Here is a 16,932-nt window from a genome sequence, read left to right on the forward strand (position 1 = left end):
CCTCGCGCGTCGTACCGAGGCGAGAAACCAGCAAGCACCGCCTGATTCGGCGGCGGCCGCCCGGCTACTTTCTTGTATCCGCACCACGACGCGCCGACGAGGCACGCATCTCGATGGACGCCAAGCCGTCGCTCGGTGAGCACCCCGGACTGGTCGTGAGCATCCTCTGTACGTCGGTCGCGGCGGGCGCCTACGAAATCGTTCCGTCGAGCACGGCGCCGCTGTTGGCCGACCAGCTCGGCGCGACGCCGGTCCAGGTAAGCTGGCTCGTGAGCGTGATGCTCGGCGTGGCCGTCGTCGGGAGCCTGCCGGCGGGCGCCATCGTCGACCGGTTCGGGGTACTGGGAAGCGTCGCGCTCGCCACCGCCGTCTTCGTGGTCGGCGGCGCCGTGAGCTGGTACTTCGCGGCGCGCGGCGCCTACTGGCCGGTGCTGTGGTCGCGGGCCGTCGCCGGCTTCGGGTTCGTGCTGCTGTGGAACACCGGCCTCACCGCGGTCGGCCAGTTCCGGAACGCGGCGACAGCGACCGGCCTGTACACCGCGAGCGGCCCGGTCGGGTTCGCGCTCGGCCACGTCACCGGCCCCGCCATCGCCACCGCGTTCGCCCCGCAGGCAGTCTTCCTCGTGTATCCGCTGCTACTGGTCCCGGCCACCGTCGGCGTCGCGGCGTTCTGGCCCGCCGACCTCGAACGCGGCGGCAGCGGCGAACTCCCGTCGGCCGGCGAGTTCGCCGCCGTCGCCCGGAACCGGTCGGTGCTGCTCGTCTGCCTCCTCGGATTCGTCTCGTACTCGCTGTACCTGTTCGTCAACAGCTGGGTGCCGACGTACCTGAACAGCCGGCTGACGCTGTCGCTCGCCGAGAGCGGCGCGCTCACCGCGCTGTTCCCGCTGCTCGGCGCGGCGTCCCGCGCCAGCGGCGGCGTCGTCACCGACCGGCTGTTCGCGGGCCGCGCCCGCCCCGTCGTCGTGGTGTCGCTCGTCGCCTCCGGCGTGGCGCTCACCGGCGTCATGCTGTCGTCGACGTACCTGCTGCTCGCGGGGTTCCTCCTGGTCGGCGGCTACTTCGTCCAGCTCAGCCTCGGCGTCTTCTACGGCGTCGTCCCGGCGACCGTCGACGACGACCACGTCACGACCGCGGTCGCGCTGCTCACCACGTCGGCCTGTTCGGCGCGTTCACCGCGCCGCTGCTCGCCGGCGAAGCCATCCAGGCGACCGGGTCGTACACGGCGGCGTTCGGCTACGGCCTCGCGCTCACCGCCGTCGGCCTCGTCGTCGCGGTACGCTGGTTCGACCTGTGAACGCGGCGTAGCCGTGACGACTCGAGCGACGTGTAGCCTTTTGGGCGCTTGCCGCAACCGCCGGATATGACCGACGAGGAGACTGGGGCTGACGGCGGCGCCGGCGAATCGGGAGACGGAGCGGACAGTGCAGCGGCCGGCGAGAGCGGAGCCGAAGCACCTGGCGGGAACAGGCCGCCGTTCACCGAAGACTGGAGCGTCAACTACGCCGACTACGACGAGGCGGCGGTAGCGGAGTCGCTGCGGACGGAGTGGAGCCGGGACCTGCTGCTCGCCGACTACGAGAGCGCCGGCGACGACGCCCGGAACAAGGAGACGCTGCTGATTCAGTCGTTTTACGTCTCGCTGGCCCTGTTCGGGCTGCTGCTCGACGTCGCGAACGGACTCTACTGGAACGGCCGGCACCGCGAACTGCTGGCGGTGTCGCTGCTCGGCGCGTTCCTGTTCTTCCTGCTCGGCAACTGGTCGGCGCGCTACCGGCAGGGACGGGACGCCGCGTGGGACCGCCGGAGCGAGATCGAGGACTTCGCCGCGCGCGTCGACGGCCACCTGCTCCGCAGCAACGACTCGAAGTTCAAGCGGCTCAGCCGAACCGGCGACGGCGCGTACAGAACCGACGGGCAGGCGTGGTACGAACTCGGCTCCATCGCGGACCTCGTCGTGCTGACGGAGTGCGGAATCGGGGTCCTCTGGGTCGGCGTCGCCGTCGTCGCCCTCGCGGCGTAGCCGCCGAGCGACCGGGCACTGGCCGGCGGGTCGCTGTCGGCTCGGCCTCGATTAGTCGAACAGTCCGTCGCCGCCGGTTTCGAGGTAGTCGACGACCCACTCGACGTCGGCCATCGTCGCGTCGCTGCCGCGCTGAATCGACACCATGACGCCGGACTTCTTCGGGAGGCGGTCGGTCCACGACACCACCCAGGCCTCGTCGAACACCCGGACGAGCGCGTGCAGTTCGCCGGCCTTGAACGCGGTTTCGGTGTCCGCGAGGTTCAGCTGCGTGACGATGGTGTCGTCTATCATCTCCCGTTTCTCCCTGTCGCTGTACTGCGGCTCCACGTCGCCCCGCTTTCGGGTCTCGTAGCCGTCGACGTCGTAGCGAGTGACGGCTCTGAGGTCGTCGCCGACCCGCGCCGAGACGTCGTCCCATATCCGGTCCACGAGAGAGCCACTCATGGCCGCCCCGTCTCACAGCGACGTGATATTTCCACCGGCTGGAACACCGCCGCCGGCCCCGGAACCGGCGGGCGGAACGACAGTTACCGCCGCGAGCGCCGGCGGCCGAGAAGCGCCAGCGCGACCGCCGCGACAGCGGCTGCCGTCGGCGCGGCGCCGAAGCCGGGGCTGCGGACCGCTGTCCGAACGTCGCTCAGGCCGGGCCGTCCGCCGTCGCCGCCCGTCGCCGTCGCCGTGTCGGCGGGCGTCGGCGTCGCGGCCGCGGTCTCGCCGCCCGACCCGGTCGTCGGCTGCGCCGTCGGCGTCGGCGACGCGGTCGCGGTCACCGGGTCGCCGCGGGCCGTGACCGTGGCTTGCGCGGTGGCGCGCCGGTCGTCGCCGTCGGTGAGCGTCGCCGTGATTGTGGCCTCGCCACTGACGTCCATAGAGACGGCCAGCGTAACGGTGAACTTCTTCACCTCGCCGGCGTCGAGCGTGGTCCAGAGCCACTCGTGCGTGGAGCTCCGGTAGGTCGCGTCCGTACCGGCCCACGACGCGACGCTCCACCCGGCGGGCAGCTCGCCGAGGTCGAACACCGGCGCGGGGCTCTGCGCGTCGCCGACGTTCTTCACGGTGACGCCGACCTGGACGGTCTCGCCTGGCGCGATGGTGTCGCGCACCGGGTTCAGCGACGCCGTCAGCCCGGACGACTGCGCGCTCGCCGTCCCGGCCGCCGCGCCGAGCGGAACGGCCAGCACCGCCGCGACGGCCACCGCCGCGACCAGCCACGCGCGTCCCCGGTCCGCGTCGCCGCGGCTACGCATCGCCGCCTCCGTTCGCGTCGACCCACTCGGTCACGAGCCGCTGGATCGTCTCGGTGTCGACGGTCTTTCCGCCGGTGCCGGGCACCGGGCTGTCGTCCGCCCAGTAGCTGATTGCGTTCCGGACGTCGGTCGCGTCCAGCGCGCCGCCGTCGCTGCCGACGATGGCCTCCCGGACCGTGTCGGCCGTCTCTTTCACCGTGAACGACTCGTTCAGCGACTCCACGGTCGACCTGTCCGCCTGCAGCGACAGCGTCACACTGTGCGTGCCGGCCGACCGCCCCGTCAGCTCCACGTCGAGCCGCCTGCGCGCACCGCCGGCGAGCGGACCGACGCCGTACGACGACTGCCCGGGTTCGAGGCCGTCCTCGGTGGAGACGGCGAGCGACAACGGGCCGCTCTCCGCGTCACCGACGTTGCCGACGGTGACGGTCAGCGTGACGCTCGTCCCCTGCGTGAGTTCGTCGGGCGCGCTGCTTCCGAGCAGCCCCGGCGACGCCGTGATGTCGGCGTTCGACGCGGTCGACGTCGCGGCCTCCGAGGCGCTGTCGATGTTCTGTTCGGCCTGCTTCACCCGCTTCGTCGTCTCGACCAGCGACGACTCGCCCTCGTCGCCCTCGAAGAAACTCACCGCCTCCACGAGGAAGCCGGTCCGGCTGAGGTTCGTCTGGGCGGCGTTCCGCGTGAACTGCAGCAGCTGCTCTCGCTCGGACTCGGTCAGCGTTCCCTGTTCGACCGCCGCCATCGCCCGCTGCACCTTCGCTTCGAACTCCTCGCCGCCCCGCTCGTACGTCTCTGCAATCTGGCCGAGAATCGTCCGCGCAAGCTGGGTTTCGCCGTTGTCGACCGCGGTCACGAAGTCAGTCAGTAGCGAGTCGACCGACGCCTCCGCGTCGTCGATGCGGACGGCGGCTTCGACCGCGGCGGGCAGGTCCTCACGCGCCAGCGCGTCCCGGAACTCCTCGAACAGCGCCGGGACGTCGGTGTGTGTTTCCTGCATGGTCACCCCCGTATGACGTCGAACAGCCCGAGGTGGTGCGTCGTGTTGATCTTGATGAGCGCGCCGATGCCGGCGCCCGTCGCGAACGCGTTGACGACGCCGCCGGCGACGAACAGGACGACCGAGCCGATGGTTTTCGCGACGTTCCACAGGTTCGGGTCGTTCCACAGGTCGAAGACGGCCTGCGTCAGGCTGAACGACTGGCCGAACTCCTTGGCGTCCTGAATCAGCCCCTGCGTGTCTTCGGCCTCGCTCGCGATGGACATGCCGGCCTGGTTCGCCGCGGACGTCGCGGCGTTCGTGTCCCCGCGCAGCCCGTTTTTCACGACGCGGTCGGGCGACAGGAACTCGTACAGGAACAGCACGCCGGCGTACAGCGACCCGGCTGTCGAGCCGACGAACGTCCCGGTCATCGTCGCGATACCGGTCGACATGCCGACCTCGTCGTACCGCTGCAGCGACTTCCCGACCTGGTTCGCGAGCCGGTCGCTCGCCTCCTCGACGGCTTCGTTCACCGCCTCCACCGTGTCGAGCGTCCCGTCGATGATTTTCCCGACGATGGTGTTCGCCTCGTAGTCGATCTCGGCCATCGCGTCGACCGCGCGGCCCAGCATGCCCTTCAGAATCGTTTTGACGGCGTCCGTCGCCTTCGACTTCGCGGTAGCCAGCACGGCCTTCGTCCCGATACCGACGCCCTTCGCGACCTTCTTCGTGATGGAGACGACCGTCAACAGCAGTTCGAGCGAGGTGCTGATGGTCGGCCGCGCCATCTCCTGTGTCAGGTCGACCTGGTTCGCGGACAGCTCTTTCCCCGGGCCGACGTGTTCGAGCGCGTCCTCGGTGACGCTGAGCCCGTAGTCGAGCCGCCTGATCGCCTGCACGGCGACGTCCCGCTTCAGGTCGCCGCGCTCGACCGCCGCCGTGAACCCCTCGTTCGCCGATTTCGCCTTCGCGGTCACGTCGAAGTTCGTCACCGACAGGTCCTCGACGCGCTTCGCCGTCTTCAGATGCGCCTGCTTGAGCGACGTGAACGGGCTCTCCGAGACCGTGACGGTGCCGCGCGAAGTCGCCGTGGCGCCGTCGTCGTCGACGACTGTGAGCGACACCGTGTACTCCCCGGTCTCCTGGTAGGTGAACTCGACCGTCTCCCCGGTCGCGTCGCGGCTGCCGTCGCCGGTGAGGTCCCACCGGTACCGCTCGATGCTGCCGTTCGGGTCGCTGCTGGCGGCCGCGTCGAACCGCACCGTTTCGCCGACCTGCGGGCTCGGCGTCGACACGTCGAACACCGCCGACGGCGGCTTGTTCTTCGGCTCCGCGACCGACACGGCGCGCTCGACGACGTCGGTGGCGCCGTCGTCGTCCGTGACGCGGAGCCGGACGGCGTACTCGCCCGCCTCGCCGTAGGTGTGTTCGACGGTGCTTCCGCTCGCCTCGTAGTTGCCGTCGCCGTCGAGGTCCCACTGGTACCGGGCGACGGAGCCGTTCGGGTCGCTGGCGGTCGCCTCGAACGTCACCGGCTCGCCCGCGGTCGGGCTGTCGGTCGCGACGTCGAAGTCGGCGGTCGGCGCGTCGTTCTCCGGCGTCGACACGGAGACGACCCGGCTCGTCGTGTCGGTGGCGCCGCTGCCGTCGGTCACCCGGAGCCCGATGGTGTACTCGCCGGCGTCGCTGAACGTCCGCTGGACGGTTTCGCCGGCGACGTTGTAGTCGCCGTCGCCGTTGAGGTCCCAGTCGAAACTCGTGATGGAGCCGTCCGGGTCGCTCGACGGCGACGCGTCGAACGACACCGATTCGCCGGCGGCCGGGTCGGTCGGCGAGAACTCGAACTCCGCCGTCGGCGCGCTGTTCCCGGAGCCGACCCGGACGGTCGTGGTCGCGACGTCGGTGGCGCCGTCGTCGTCGGTGACGCGGAGCGCGACCGAGTACTCGCCGCCGTCGTCGTAGTTGTGCACCGCGGTTTCGCCGGAGGCGTCGTAGTCGCCGTCGCCGTCGAAGTCCCACGCGTACCCGGCGATGGAGCCATCCGGGTCGCCCGCGTCGGCGGCGTCGAACACGACGTCGTCGTCGACGGTCGGGGCGTCCGGGACGTACTGGAAGTCCGCCGTCGGCACCTGGTTGCTGCCGCCGACGCGCTTCACCGTGAGGTTGTCCCAGTACGCCGTGAAGTCGCCGCTGCGGAGCGCGAGATACGACAGGTCGGTCTCCCAGTTCGGCGCGTCGACCGTCGCCGACCCGGTGGCGCTCCCGCCGTCGATGCTGTACTCGAGCGAGACGGTGCCCTGCCCGTCGTACTCGTACCGGACGTCGTACGTCACCCAGTCGCCCGGCGAGAACGACCCGAGGCCGACGCCGCCGGCGCCTGAGACGGTGCCGTCGCGGTCGAAACTGAGCAGGTTCCGGTGTGACCCGTCGGACCACCCGCCCGCCGACGTTCGGAGCTGGAGCCGCCCGTAGTACTTGTCGTGGCAGCCGAACGACCCCGACGCGCCCGGCTTGATGCTCCCGGTGAGCCGGATTGCGTCGGTCCCGGGGTGGCCGCCGAGCGGTGCGTTCGCGATGGCCTGCCAGCAGCCGCCGTGGTCGCCTTTCACTTTCAGCGACCGGCCGCCGCTGTGTGCGACGCCGTCCACGACCTGCTGTGTGTTCGCCCCGTTCTTCGTCCACCCCGACGGGTAGCTGCCGGGGCTGAGCGACTCGAAGTCCTGGTCGATTCCGGAGAACGCGGCGCTGGCGACGCCCGCCCCCCGGAGCGCCAGCGACGTCGACGCGCCGAGCCCCAGAAACATCCGTCTGCTGAAACGACCGCCCATGTCCAACGACAGACAGGAACGCGGTAAGTAGCTGGTAATCGAGGAAAGAATTGCTGCGGCTGGCGGCGTCGCGCCGACGGTGCGGTGGCCCGGTTGACCTCACCGACGACGGCCCGGCCGTCGTTTCCTGGGTCGTCGGGTCAGCGACCGCTCCGTGGACGACTCGTATCGGTGTCACTGACTGCCGAACGAGAGATTGGGATGGGGCAGGGGTCCGCAGACCCCGGCGTGGGGCGTAGGTCGACCCGTTGCCCGCCCAACGAACCATGAGAAAGCACAGCCAGTGCCGGAGGCTGCTGCCGCCGCTCGCGTGGGCGCCGTCACGGATGGTGCGGTCGGCGCCCATCGAACCTACCGAAGGTCGCTGAAGGCCAAGACGTTTGCAGGTGTCGCGTGTAGTGTGTTACTCTGATCACCTCGTGACGACCCAGGTCTGGGCAACTTGCCACATAAATCTTTCCGGGAATGACGTATTAACAGTCAATACACTAGGATAGACGGAAACTAAATTGAACGAGAGAGTCAAATAACGGTGAGAATATGTGGTTTTCCCGCGTATCTGTCGAAAACTGCGTTCTGCCGGGTGTTCTCGGCGACGGCTGCGCGGATTCTCTGTCGTCGAACGGTCACTTAAACGAGATTCTTCCCCAAACTCCGGTGATTCTCGGCGATGACCATGCAAAGAGTTATAGAAATATTAGGGATGCCGGTGTGTTCGGGCGGAATACTTTTCACCAACAGTCCGGTCGTTTCACACGTTCAAATGCTGACGCACGCCGCATTCTCGACCGGTCGCTGTCGTGTGGAAACGCGCTCCGAGCCGCTCGCCGAACGGGGCGGGTCATGAGTCGGCCCGCGGCGGCCGGCGAGCGGTTCGCGACGGACGCGGCCGAGGTCGCGTCGCTCCGGGACCACCTGACGGCGTTCGTCGCGGAGTACGTCGACGGCGCCGGGGCGACCGAGGTCGTGGTGAACATGAGCGGCGGCGTCGACTCCACCGTCGCGGCGACGCTGGCGGTCGAAGCGCTCGGCGAGGAGAACGTCTACGGGCTGCTGCTTCCCTGTAACCTCGGAACCGCCGCGGAGCAGCAGGACGCGCTCGTCGTCGCGGAGTCGCTCGGTATCGAGTACAGCACGCTGCAGCTCCAGCCGCTGTTGAACCAGTTCCTCGACCAGATATCCAGCGAGGTGGAGACCAGAGGGGAGCGAATCGCGCTCGGGAACGTGACGGCCCGGTTCCGGATGGTGTGTGCGTACTTCGTCGCGAACGTCCGGTCGTCGCTCGTCCTCGGCACGACGAACCGGACGGAGTGGCTGCTCGGCTACTTCACCAAACACGGCGACGGCGGCACGGACTTCCTTCCGCTCGGCGACCTGTACAAGGTGGAAGTCCGGGCGCTCGCCCGCGAACTGGGCGTCCCGGACGACATCGTGGAGAAGCCGGCGACCGCCGGGCTGTGGGCCGGGCAGACGGACCGCGACGAACTCGGCGTCGAGTACGACACCGTCGACCGGGTGCTCCGGGCGCTCGTCGACCGCGAGTGGAGCGTCGACCGCGTCGCCGCCGAACTGGCCGTCGACCACGACACCGTCGCGGACATCGTCGAAACCGTCCGGCAGACCCGGCACAAGCGCCGGCCGAAGCCGACGCCGTCGAGCGGCCCCGTCGCCGACCGGTCCCTGCCGAGCCACCGTCGGTAGCCGGCTTCTCACATCGACTCTCCGCTGAGGCCGGTCCGGTGAGACGGTTCGCCGGACGGTCTAGGGCCGTATCCACACTTTGATGCCGGGCGGACCGCGCCACGTGGGTATGGTACGGCCGCTCTTCGCGCTGAATCTGCTGATGTCGCTGACAGCGCTCGCCGCCGCGTTCGTCGACGCGTATCCGTCCCGCGACCGGCTCGCGTTCCTCGCGCTCGCGGTGCCGTACGGCGTCGCGCTCGAACAGCTCGTCATCCTCCGGTTCGCCCGGTACCGCTACCCGGTCGACGACTTCCTGTTGACGGTCGCGGACGTCCCGCTCGTCATCGGGTTCGGGTGGGCCGCGATACTGTACGCCGGCTACCGGACCGCAGAGCGCCTCGACGTCTCGCCGGCCCGCCGGCCCTTTTTCGTCGGGCTGTTCGCGCTCCACGTCGACGTCGCCATCGACGCCGTCGCCATCCGCGCCGGCTTCTGGTCGTGGACGCCGCCGGGCGTCTGGTTCGGCGTCCCGCTCGGCAACTTCCTCGGCTGGTTCCTCGTCGCCGCCCTGTTCACCGCCGCCTGGGTCGGCCTTCGCGACCGGATTCGGCGGCCCGCGGTTCGCGCGTCCGTGAGCGCGGTCGCCGCGCTGGCGGGGCTCATCGCCGGCCTCCAGCTGTGGACGTGGGGCGCGACGACGACGCCGCGTCGCGTCGCGGTGCTCGGCGGGCTGCTGGCGCTCTCCGGTGTCGTCGTCGCGACGGACGACCTCAGTTTCCGGCCGATTCCGCGGCTCGTGGGCAGCGTTCCGGTGCTGTATCACGGCTTCTATCTGGCGCTGCTGTTCGGGCTGGGAATCTTCCGGACGGAGCCGGTTCTGGTCGCGGTCAGCCTCGCGATGCTCGGCGTCACCGCTGCGCTCCACGCCGGGCGGCTGCCGTCGTCGCTCGTCACGCGGACGCGTTCGCGGTCCGACTGACGAGCCGTTCCGCGGGGTCTGACCCGGCGTTCCGTGGAGACGGTTCACCGCTCCCGATTTAGGTTCGCCGAAATTCCGAAAGCACTATCTCTGTTTAGGCTGGCCTAATCACCATGGCACGAGATTCGCGGTCGGAGTCGACGCGGCGTCGGTTCCTCGAAGCGAGCGCGGCAGTCGGCGTCGGCGGCCTCCTCGCCGGCTGTTCCGGCCAGACGGACGAGTCGTCGACGCCGACCGAAACGGCCACCGAGTCGCCGACCGAGACGCAGAGCACGCCGACGGAGACCGCGGCGTCGACGCCGTACTCCGTCTCGATGGAGCCGGTCGGTACCGTCGAGTTCGACGCAGTCCCCGAGACGTGGGTGCCGTACACGGCCGACTGGGCCGACATGGGCGTCGCGCTCGGGCAGAGCGACGGCCTCGAAGCCATCGGCGTCAAGGCCCGATTCGGCACGTACCTCTACAACGAACTCCCGGACGTCTCCGTCGACAAGTCGGCGCTCACGGAGCTCTGGCAGGGCAGCACCGGGAAGGAGGTGTTCTACGAACTCGACGCGGACGTCCACGTCATCGACCCGAACTTCATGATCAACAGGCTCCAGTGGAGCCAGAGCGACGTCGACGAGGTCCGCGAGAACGTCGCGCCGTTCTTCGGCAACACGGTCTTCTCACACGTGTACGGCTGGCACGACTACCGGTACTACTCGCTGTACGAGGCGTTCGAGAAGCTCGCCGAACTGTTCCACGAGCGGGCGCGCTACGAGGCGTTCGCGTCGTACCACGACGAGGTGCTCGCGGACGTTGACGCCCGCGTCCCGTCGGAGACGCCCGACGTCGCCGTGCTGTACCCGGCGAGCATCCCGCCGGAGTCGTTCTACCCGTACCTCATCGGCGAGGGCACCCAGTCGAAGCAGTGGCGCGACCTCCGGGTCGGCGACGCGCTGGCGAAACACGGCGTCACCGACGCGCAGGCCGGCGGCGGCACCATCGACTACGAGACGCTGCTCGAAATCGACCCGGACGCCATCGCCGTCCGAATCCAGGGCGAAATCACCGACGAGTACTTCCAGAAGAACGTCGTCTCTCACCTCGAAAACCACGACGTCGCGAGCCAGCTCACCGCCGTCCAGAACGACCGCGTCATCTACGGCGGCCTCACCTACCAGGGCCCGATCATCCACCTGTTCCAACTCGAACGCGCCGCACAGGGACTCTACCCCGACGCCTTCGGCGGCGAGCAGCTGTTCGACCGCGGACGCGTGAACGACATCGTCACGGGGTCGTTCTGACGTGACCGCCCGCAGCCGTGAGGTCCGACGATGACTGGAGACGGCGGCACCGACGCCGACGTGGACGCAGACGCCGGAACCGATGCCGACGTAGACGCAGACGCCGGAACCGATGCCGACGTAGACGCAGACGCCGGAACCGACGCCGACCGCGACGCCGACCGCGCCGTCGACGTCGTCGTTGTCGGCGGCGGCCCGACCGGGAGCGCCGCGGCGGTGTTCACCGCCCGGTACGGCCTCGACACGGTCGTCTTCGACCGCGGCCCGGCGGCGCTCCCGCGCTGTGCGTACCTGGAGAACTACCTCGGATTCCCGGCCGGCATCGACGTCGAGACGTTCTCGGACCTGCTGTCCGCGCACGTCGCGGACGCCGGCGCCGACCTCGTCTCGGACATGGTCGAGTCCGTCCGGCACACCGACGGCGACGACGCGAGGTTCGTCGTGGAGACGCAGGAGGGGCGCAGCGTCGCGGCGCGGTTCGTCGTCGCGGCGGCGTGGTACGACGGCTCGTACCTCCGCCCGGTCGTCGGCGACGACCCGTTCGAGCGGCACGAACACGACGGCGACGTACACGAGCACTTCGACGGGGAGTACGCCGACGCGGACGGCGGGACGCCGGTCGACGGGCTGTTCGTCGCTGCGCCGGCCGGCGAGCGGAGCGCGCAGGCGGTCGTCGCCGCCGGCAACGGCGCGCACGTCGCCCGCGGCCTCATCGCCGACCACCGCCGAGACCAGGGCTACCCCGACGGCGTCGCCCCGCACTACGACTGGCTCCGGAGCGAGGCGGAGTTCGCCGGGGACTGGAGCGACCGCGACCGGTGGCGCGACTGGTACGACGACGAGGCCGGCGACGACCACGGGCTCGACGACGAGCGGTACGTCGAACTCCGCGAGCGGTACATCGACCGGGCGTTCGACACGCGCGTCACCGACGAGGAAGCGGACGCCCGCTCCGAGCGCGGCCTCCGGCGCCTCGTCGACACCCTCGGCACCGAGCGCGTCCTGGACGTCGTCGGCGACGACGCCATCCGGGAGTACCTCGCCGACTGAGCGACGCGCGCCGCGCTGGCGGTCGGGTCGGACCGGTGACCGGTTCCGGGTGGGACCGAAACGGCTACATGGTTTTAGGTCGGCCTAAAATCATGGTGCGTGACTCACAGCGCGACGGCGGCACGACGCGGCGCGACTACCTCAAGTACGGCGGCGCGGTCGCCGGCGGCGGCTTCCTCGCCGGCTGCGCCGGGAACTCGGACGGCGCCGGTTCGCCGACCGAGACAGAACAGTCGACGGCGACGCGGTCTTCGACCCCCGACGACCCCGACCCGTACACGGTATCGATGGCGCCGGTCGGCGACGTCACCTTCGAGTCGGTCCCCGAACGCTGGGTGGCGTACGACGGCGGCTTCGCCGACATGGGAGTCGCGCTCGGCCAGGGCGACGGACTGGTCGGCCTCGGCGGAATCGACCGCTACTACACCTACCAGTACGACGAACTCCCCGGCGTCGGCGTCGACCGGAAGAGGCTGGAAGCGAACTCCGACGTCCGGACGAAAGAGCAGTTCTACGAACTCGACTGCGACGTCCACGTGTACGACCCGCAGATGCTCGTCAACTGGTTCGACTGGGACGACGACGACGTCGACGAAATCGCCGGCAACGTCGCGCCGTTCTTCGGGAACCTCATCTTCCGCCGGTCGGACGAGTGGCACGACTACCGGTACTACACGCTCTACCAGGCGTTCGGGAAGCTCGCCGCGCTGTTCCAACAGCAGGAGCGCTTCCGGGCGTTCGAGGCGCTCCACGACGAGTTCATCGCGCGGCTCCAGGCGAAGCTGCCGCCGGCCGAAGAGCGGCCGAGCGTCTTCCTGACGTACGAAGGGACGAACGAACCCGAGACGTTCTCGCCGTACCGCCTCGTCGACAAGGGCACCAGCAAGAAACAGTGGCGCGACCTCGGCGTCACCGACGCGCTCGCCGGGACCGACATCGAGAACCTCAGCACCACGAACCGCGGGGAGCTCGACTACGAGAACCTCCTCGAAATCGACCCGGAAGTGATGCTGATCCGCGGCCACGAACGGAAGTCCGCCGCCGAGTTCCGCGACACGGTGCTCGCGTTCATGCGGAACCACCCGGTCGGCAGCAAACTGACGGCCGTCCAGAACGGCCGGGTGTACCGCGGCGGCTACCTGTACCAGGGCCCGATTCAGAACCTCTTTCTCACCGAGCGCGCCGCGAAACAGCTCTACCCCGACGTGTTCGGCGCGGTGACCAGCGACGCAGAACTGTTCGACCGCCGGCGCGTCGCCGACATCGTCACCGGCGACTTCTGACCGGCGGCCCTCGCTTCGGCCCGCCGCTCCGCAATTCGGCCCGCTCACTCGCCGTCGTCGCGGCCGTGAATCGGTCCGTCCCGCTGGCTGAGGTGGCCGGGCGTCCGGTCGTTCGCGACCGCGAGCAGCTCCGCGACGATGCTGTGTGCGATCTGGTAGGGCGTGTCGCCGCCGAGGTTCAGCCCGATAGGGGTGTAGATTCGGTCGCGGTCGGCGGCCGTGAGCTCGCGGCCCTCCTCGTCGAACGCCTCGCGCATCTCGTCGAACCGGGCCTCGGGGCCCATCAGGCCGACGTACGGGGCGGGCGTGTCCAGCAGCGCGTCGAGCGCGAGCCGGTCGTCGACGAAGTTGTGGCTCATCACGACGACGTAGCTGCGGTCGTCCCAGTCGAACCGGTCGGCGACGTCCCGCGGCGACACCGACACGACGTCGGCGGCGCCGGGGAACCGGTCGGCGTCCGCGTCGCCGCCGCGGAACGACGCGACCGTGACCCGGAAGTCGGCGAGCACGGCGAGTTCGACGACCGGCGCGACGTCGTTGCCGGAGCCGAACACGACGAGTTCGGGCGGCGGCCGGACGGCGTCACAGAACACGTCCGCGGCGCCGTCGGCGGTCTCGACGGCCACGGTTTCGCTCCCGCCGTCGGCGACGAGCGACCGCAGCGCGTCCGTCAGTTCCGCGGCGGCGCCTTCCGGGAGGTCGCCGCGGTCGAAGCCGTCGCCGGGCCGGAAGTAGCCGCGGGCGCCGACCGGGGCCGCGTCGCCGCCGACGACGGTCGCCACGCCGATGGGGTCGCCGGCGCCGCGGGCCGCCACGACCGGTCGGAAGGAGTCGTCGAGGGGTTCGAGCAGCACGGTGATGACGCCGTTACAGCCGACGCCGAGCCCCCAGACGTCGTCGTCGCCGGTGAGGTCCCAGGTCTCGACGCGGGGGGCGCCGTCGTCGATGACGTCGGCGGCCAGCGCGCGCACCTCGTCTTCGATGCAGCCGGCGGTGATGCTGCCGGCGCCGCCGCCCGCCGCGTCGAGCAGCATCTTCGCGCCGGGGCGGCGGTAGGCGCTGCCCTCGACGTCGACGACGGTCGCCAGGACGGCGTCGTCGCCGGCGTCCAGGGCGTCGCTGATTCGGTCGAACACGGCCGTTTCCGGGGCGCTCCAGTCTGGTGAACTCATGTGTCTCTCGGTGACGCAGTCGGCGGTCGGTTCGGCCCGGGGGCGGCGCCGGCGCGGCGCTCGTAGCCGAGGAGGCCGGCGGAGCCGGTGCCGTATCGGGCGAGCTGTGCGGCCGCGTCGGCGACGTCGTCGGGGCCGGTGAACGCGAACAGGCCGTCGACGTACGGGAGCGCCGCGGCCATTCCGCGGGCGGTCGGCTCGTACGTCGCGGCGGCGGCGAGCGGATTCAGCCACAGCACCCGCGGCGCGCGGCGGGCGACCCAGGCGAGCCCGCGCTCCAGTTCGTCGACGTCGCCCGTCTCCAGGCCGTCGCTGACGACGAACACCGTAGTTCGGCGGTCGACGGCGTCGGGCGCTCGCTCCCGGAGTTCCGCGAGCGCGCCGCCGATTCGGGTTCCGCCGCCCCACGCGGCTTCGGCGGCGTCGAGCGCGTCCATCGCGGCGGCCGCCGACGGCGCGTCGACGGCGGCGGTCACCTCCCGCAGCGACTCGTCGAAGAAGAAGACGCGGACGTCCCGCCAGTCCCGGCGGGCGCGCCGCAGGAAGTCGACGAGGAAGCCCCGGTCGACGGTGTCGAGGACGGACCGGCTGACGTCCACCAGCAGCACCGCGCTGACCGCGCTCCGGCGGCGGCTCCGCGTCGGCACGCTGACGACGGTGCCGCCGGTGCCGACGCTGCTGCGGAGCGCCCGGCGGACGTCGACCCGGTCGCCGCCGGCGTCGAATCGGCGGCCCGGAAGCCCGGCGAGCGCGTCCGTCAGCGCCCGGAACGACGCGTCCAGGCCGACCGGCTCGGCGACGCCGTGGCCCCGGACCGGCTCCGCCGAGCCGGCCGGGCTGTACAGCGACGTCTCCGCCTCGTCGTCGCCGGCCGGGTCGTCGTCGGCCGCGTTCAGGTCGAACAGTTCGCCGCCGGCGGACCGTTCGTCCAGGGTCGCATCGTCGTCGCTTCCGCCGTCGCCGTCGCCGCCTTCGTCCTCGACGGACGCCGACTCCTCGCGGCCCGTCTGGTCGAGCGGTGCGAGGCCGCCGTCGACGTCCTCCACCAGCCCGGCCATGCCGCCCGGCCCGCCGGCGAGGTCGTGCCAGAACGACGTGAACAGCCAGTCGAACGACTCGAAGTCACGGCGGTCGGTGAGAAGCGCCGCGCGGAGCGCGTCGCGTGCGCGGTCGCGGTCCGCGAGCCCGACCTCGACGAGCGCCCGCGCCGCCGTCCTCGCCGCGTTCGCCGGGACGGCCGCGCCGTCGCGGCGGAGCGCCCGGACGAACGCGACGAGCGACTCCCGGACGTGGTCGTCGACAGCGACCGCTCCGTCCGCGCCGCCGTCGGCGGTCACCGGTTCGCCTCCACGTCGCCCGCCGCGGGCGATTCGTCGGTTCTCTGGTTGTCCATCGCCTCGTCGTCAGCGACAGCTTCGGCGGCGTCGGCCGCGGCGTCTTCGGCGGCGTCGAGTAGCGCAGTGAGCAGGTCGTCGTCGACGCGCTCGACGTCCTCCACCTCCTTCAGCAGGCAGCCGAGCGTGTTCCGGACGACGTCGCGGGTCAGCACGGGCCCGTCTCCGGCGCCGTCGCCGTGCTGTGAGACGTTCGCGACGGCGCGCGCCCAGTCGATTGTCTCGGCGGCGCCCGGCGGCTTCCGCAGCGGCTCCTCGCGCAGCCGTGCGACGGCCGCACACAGCTCCGCCGCGACGACGCCGTCGAGCTCGGGGACGCGCAGCCGGAGGATTTCGCGCTCCTTCTCGAACGACGGCGGCGACACGTGCAGGTACAGGCAGCGCCGCTTCAGCGCGTCGCTCAGCGCCCGCGTCCGGTTCGACGTGACGACGACGATGGGCGGCCGGTCGGCCGCGACGGTGCCGAGCTCCGGAATCGACACCTGGAAGTCGGACAGCACCTCCAGGAGCAGCGCCTCGAACTCGGCGTCCGCCCGGTCGATCTCGTCGACGAGCAGCACCGGCGGCCGGTCGCCGTCGCCGCGGAGCGCGGCCAGCAGCGGCCGCTCCAGCAGGTACTCCTCGCTGAACACGGACGGCTCCGCGTCGTCGCCGCTCTGCACCGCCAACAGCTGTTTCGTGTAGTTCCACTCGTACAGCGCGTGCTCCGCGGTCAGCCCCTCGTAACACTGCAGCCGAATCAGTTCGGAGCCGAAGCCGGCGGCGAGCACCTTCGCCAGTTCGGTCTTCCCGGCGCCCGGCTCTCCCTCGACGAGCAGCGGCTTGCCGAGCCGGAGCGCCAACTGCACCGTCGTCACGATCTCGTCTTCGGCGACGTACGCGGCGGCCTCGAAGGCGTCGCGGACGTCGGATTCGGTCACGTCGGGGTGCGCCGTCGTCGGTCCGTCCTCCATGTGTAACTCGGTGGTCTCGGTGGGCCGTGGGTAGTCCGCACGGCGGTCG

Annotated in this window: 14 protein-coding genes; 7 read left to right on the top strand and 7 right to left on the bottom strand. The window is 70.6% G+C overall.

All coding sequences use genetic code 11. The features are described from left to right. Nucleotides 1-113 precede the first annotated feature (113 nt). Both ACQUST_RS04835 and ACQUST_RS04840 read left to right on the top strand, forming a co-directional pair. Entirely contained in the window at nt 114-1,367 is a 1,254-nt protein-coding gene (locus ACQUST_RS04835) for an MFS transporter (protein WP_435125621.1), read from the top strand. Next, nucleotides 1,364-2,023, top strand: a complete 660-nt coding sequence (locus tag ACQUST_RS04840; protein ID WP_435125623.1) for a hypothetical protein — start codon at nt 1,364-1,366, stop codon at nt 2,021-2,023. Before ACQUST_RS04835 ends, ACQUST_RS04840 begins: the two co-directional genes overlap by 4 nt. Before the next feature lie 51 nt (nt 2,024-2,074). Here the strand turns inward: ACQUST_RS04840 and ACQUST_RS04845 are convergent, their stop codons facing one another. From ACQUST_RS04845 to ACQUST_RS04860, 4 genes are all read right to left on the bottom strand, one after another. After that, nucleotides 2,075-2,470, bottom strand: a complete 396-nt coding sequence (locus tag ACQUST_RS04845) for a hypothetical protein (RefSeq protein ID WP_435125626.1) — start codon at nt 2,468-2,470, stop codon at nt 2,075-2,077. 83 nt (nt 2,471-2,553) lie between these two features. Beyond that, nucleotides 2,554-3,273 carry a hypothetical protein gene (locus tag ACQUST_RS04850; RefSeq protein WP_435125629.1) on the bottom strand — a complete coding sequence of 240 codons (720 nt, stop codon included), beginning with the start codon at nt 3,271-3,273 and terminating at the stop codon, nt 2,554-2,556. Then, on the bottom strand, nt 3,266-4,270 hold the full coding sequence (locus ACQUST_RS04855) for a CARDB domain-containing protein (protein WP_435125632.1): 1,005 nt from the start codon (nt 4,268-4,270) through the stop codon (nt 3,266-3,268). Before ACQUST_RS04855 ends, ACQUST_RS04850 begins: the two co-directional genes overlap by 8 nt. Nucleotides 4,271-4,272: 2 nt before the next feature. Further along, entirely contained in the window at nt 4,273-7,080 is a 2,808-nt protein-coding gene (locus ACQUST_RS04860; protein ID WP_435125635.1) for a PKD domain-containing protein, read from the bottom strand. 843 nt (nt 7,081-7,923) lie between these two features. Here ACQUST_RS04860 and ACQUST_RS04865 point away from each other — a divergent pair. The 5 genes from ACQUST_RS04865 to ACQUST_RS04885 all read left to right on the top strand — a co-directional run bounded on the left by ACQUST_RS04865 (nt 7,924) and on the right by ACQUST_RS04885 (nt 13,364). After that, a complete protein-coding gene (locus ACQUST_RS04865; RefSeq protein WP_435125638.1) occupies nt 7,924-8,781 on the top strand; it encodes an NAD+ synthase in 858 nt (285 codons plus the stop codon). A gap of 109 nt (nt 8,782-8,890) precedes the next feature. Beyond that, nucleotides 8,891-9,742, top strand: coding sequence for a carotenoid biosynthesis protein (locus tag ACQUST_RS04870; RefSeq protein ID WP_435125641.1), 852 nt, complete (start codon nt 8,891-8,893; stop codon nt 9,740-9,742). Between the two features lie 113 nt (nt 9,743-9,855). Then, a complete protein-coding gene (locus ACQUST_RS04875; RefSeq protein WP_435125644.1) occupies nt 9,856-11,031 on the top strand; it encodes an ABC transporter substrate-binding protein in 1,176 nt (391 codons plus the stop codon). A 30-nt stretch (nt 11,032-11,061) separates the two neighbouring features. Next, the gene (locus ACQUST_RS04880; protein WP_435125646.1) at nt 11,062-12,081 is read left to right on the top strand and encodes an FAD-dependent monooxygenase; all 1,020 of its coding nucleotides are present in this window, start codon (nt 11,062-11,064) and stop codon (nt 12,079-12,081) included. A gap of 92 nt (nt 12,082-12,173) precedes the next feature. Beyond that, entirely contained in the window at nt 12,174-13,364 is a 1,191-nt protein-coding gene (locus tag ACQUST_RS04885; protein WP_435125649.1) for an ABC transporter substrate-binding protein, read from the top strand. A gap of 44 nt (nt 13,365-13,408) precedes the next feature. Here ACQUST_RS04885 and ACQUST_RS04890 read toward each other — a convergent pair whose 3' ends face one another. Genes ACQUST_RS04890 through ACQUST_RS04900 form a run of 3 tightly spaced genes read right to left on the bottom strand, consistent with a single transcriptional unit; the run spans nt 13,409 to nt 16,883 of the window. After that, nucleotides 13,409-14,536 carry an XdhC family protein gene (locus ACQUST_RS04890; protein WP_435125652.1) on the bottom strand — a complete coding sequence of 376 codons (1,128 nt, stop codon included), beginning with the start codon at nt 14,534-14,536 and terminating at the stop codon, nt 13,409-13,411. Beyond that, complete coding sequence (locus ACQUST_RS04895; protein WP_435125655.1) at nt 14,533-15,873, bottom strand: VWA domain-containing protein; 1,341 nt, start codon at nt 15,871-15,873, stop codon at nt 14,533-14,535. The genes ACQUST_RS04890 and ACQUST_RS04895 overlap by 4 nt, the downstream gene beginning before the upstream one ends. After that, entirely contained in the window at nt 15,870-16,883 is a 1,014-nt protein-coding gene (locus ACQUST_RS04900) for an AAA family ATPase (RefSeq protein ID WP_435125658.1), read from the bottom strand. The genes ACQUST_RS04895 and ACQUST_RS04900 overlap by 4 nt, the downstream gene beginning before the upstream one ends. Nucleotides 16,884-16,932: the final 49 nt, after the last annotated feature.

Origin of the sequence: Halobaculum sp. D14, assembly GCF_051195135.1 — an archaeon.
Lineage (GTDB): Archaea > Halobacteriota > Halobacteria > Halobacteriales > Haloferacaceae > JBNTKA01.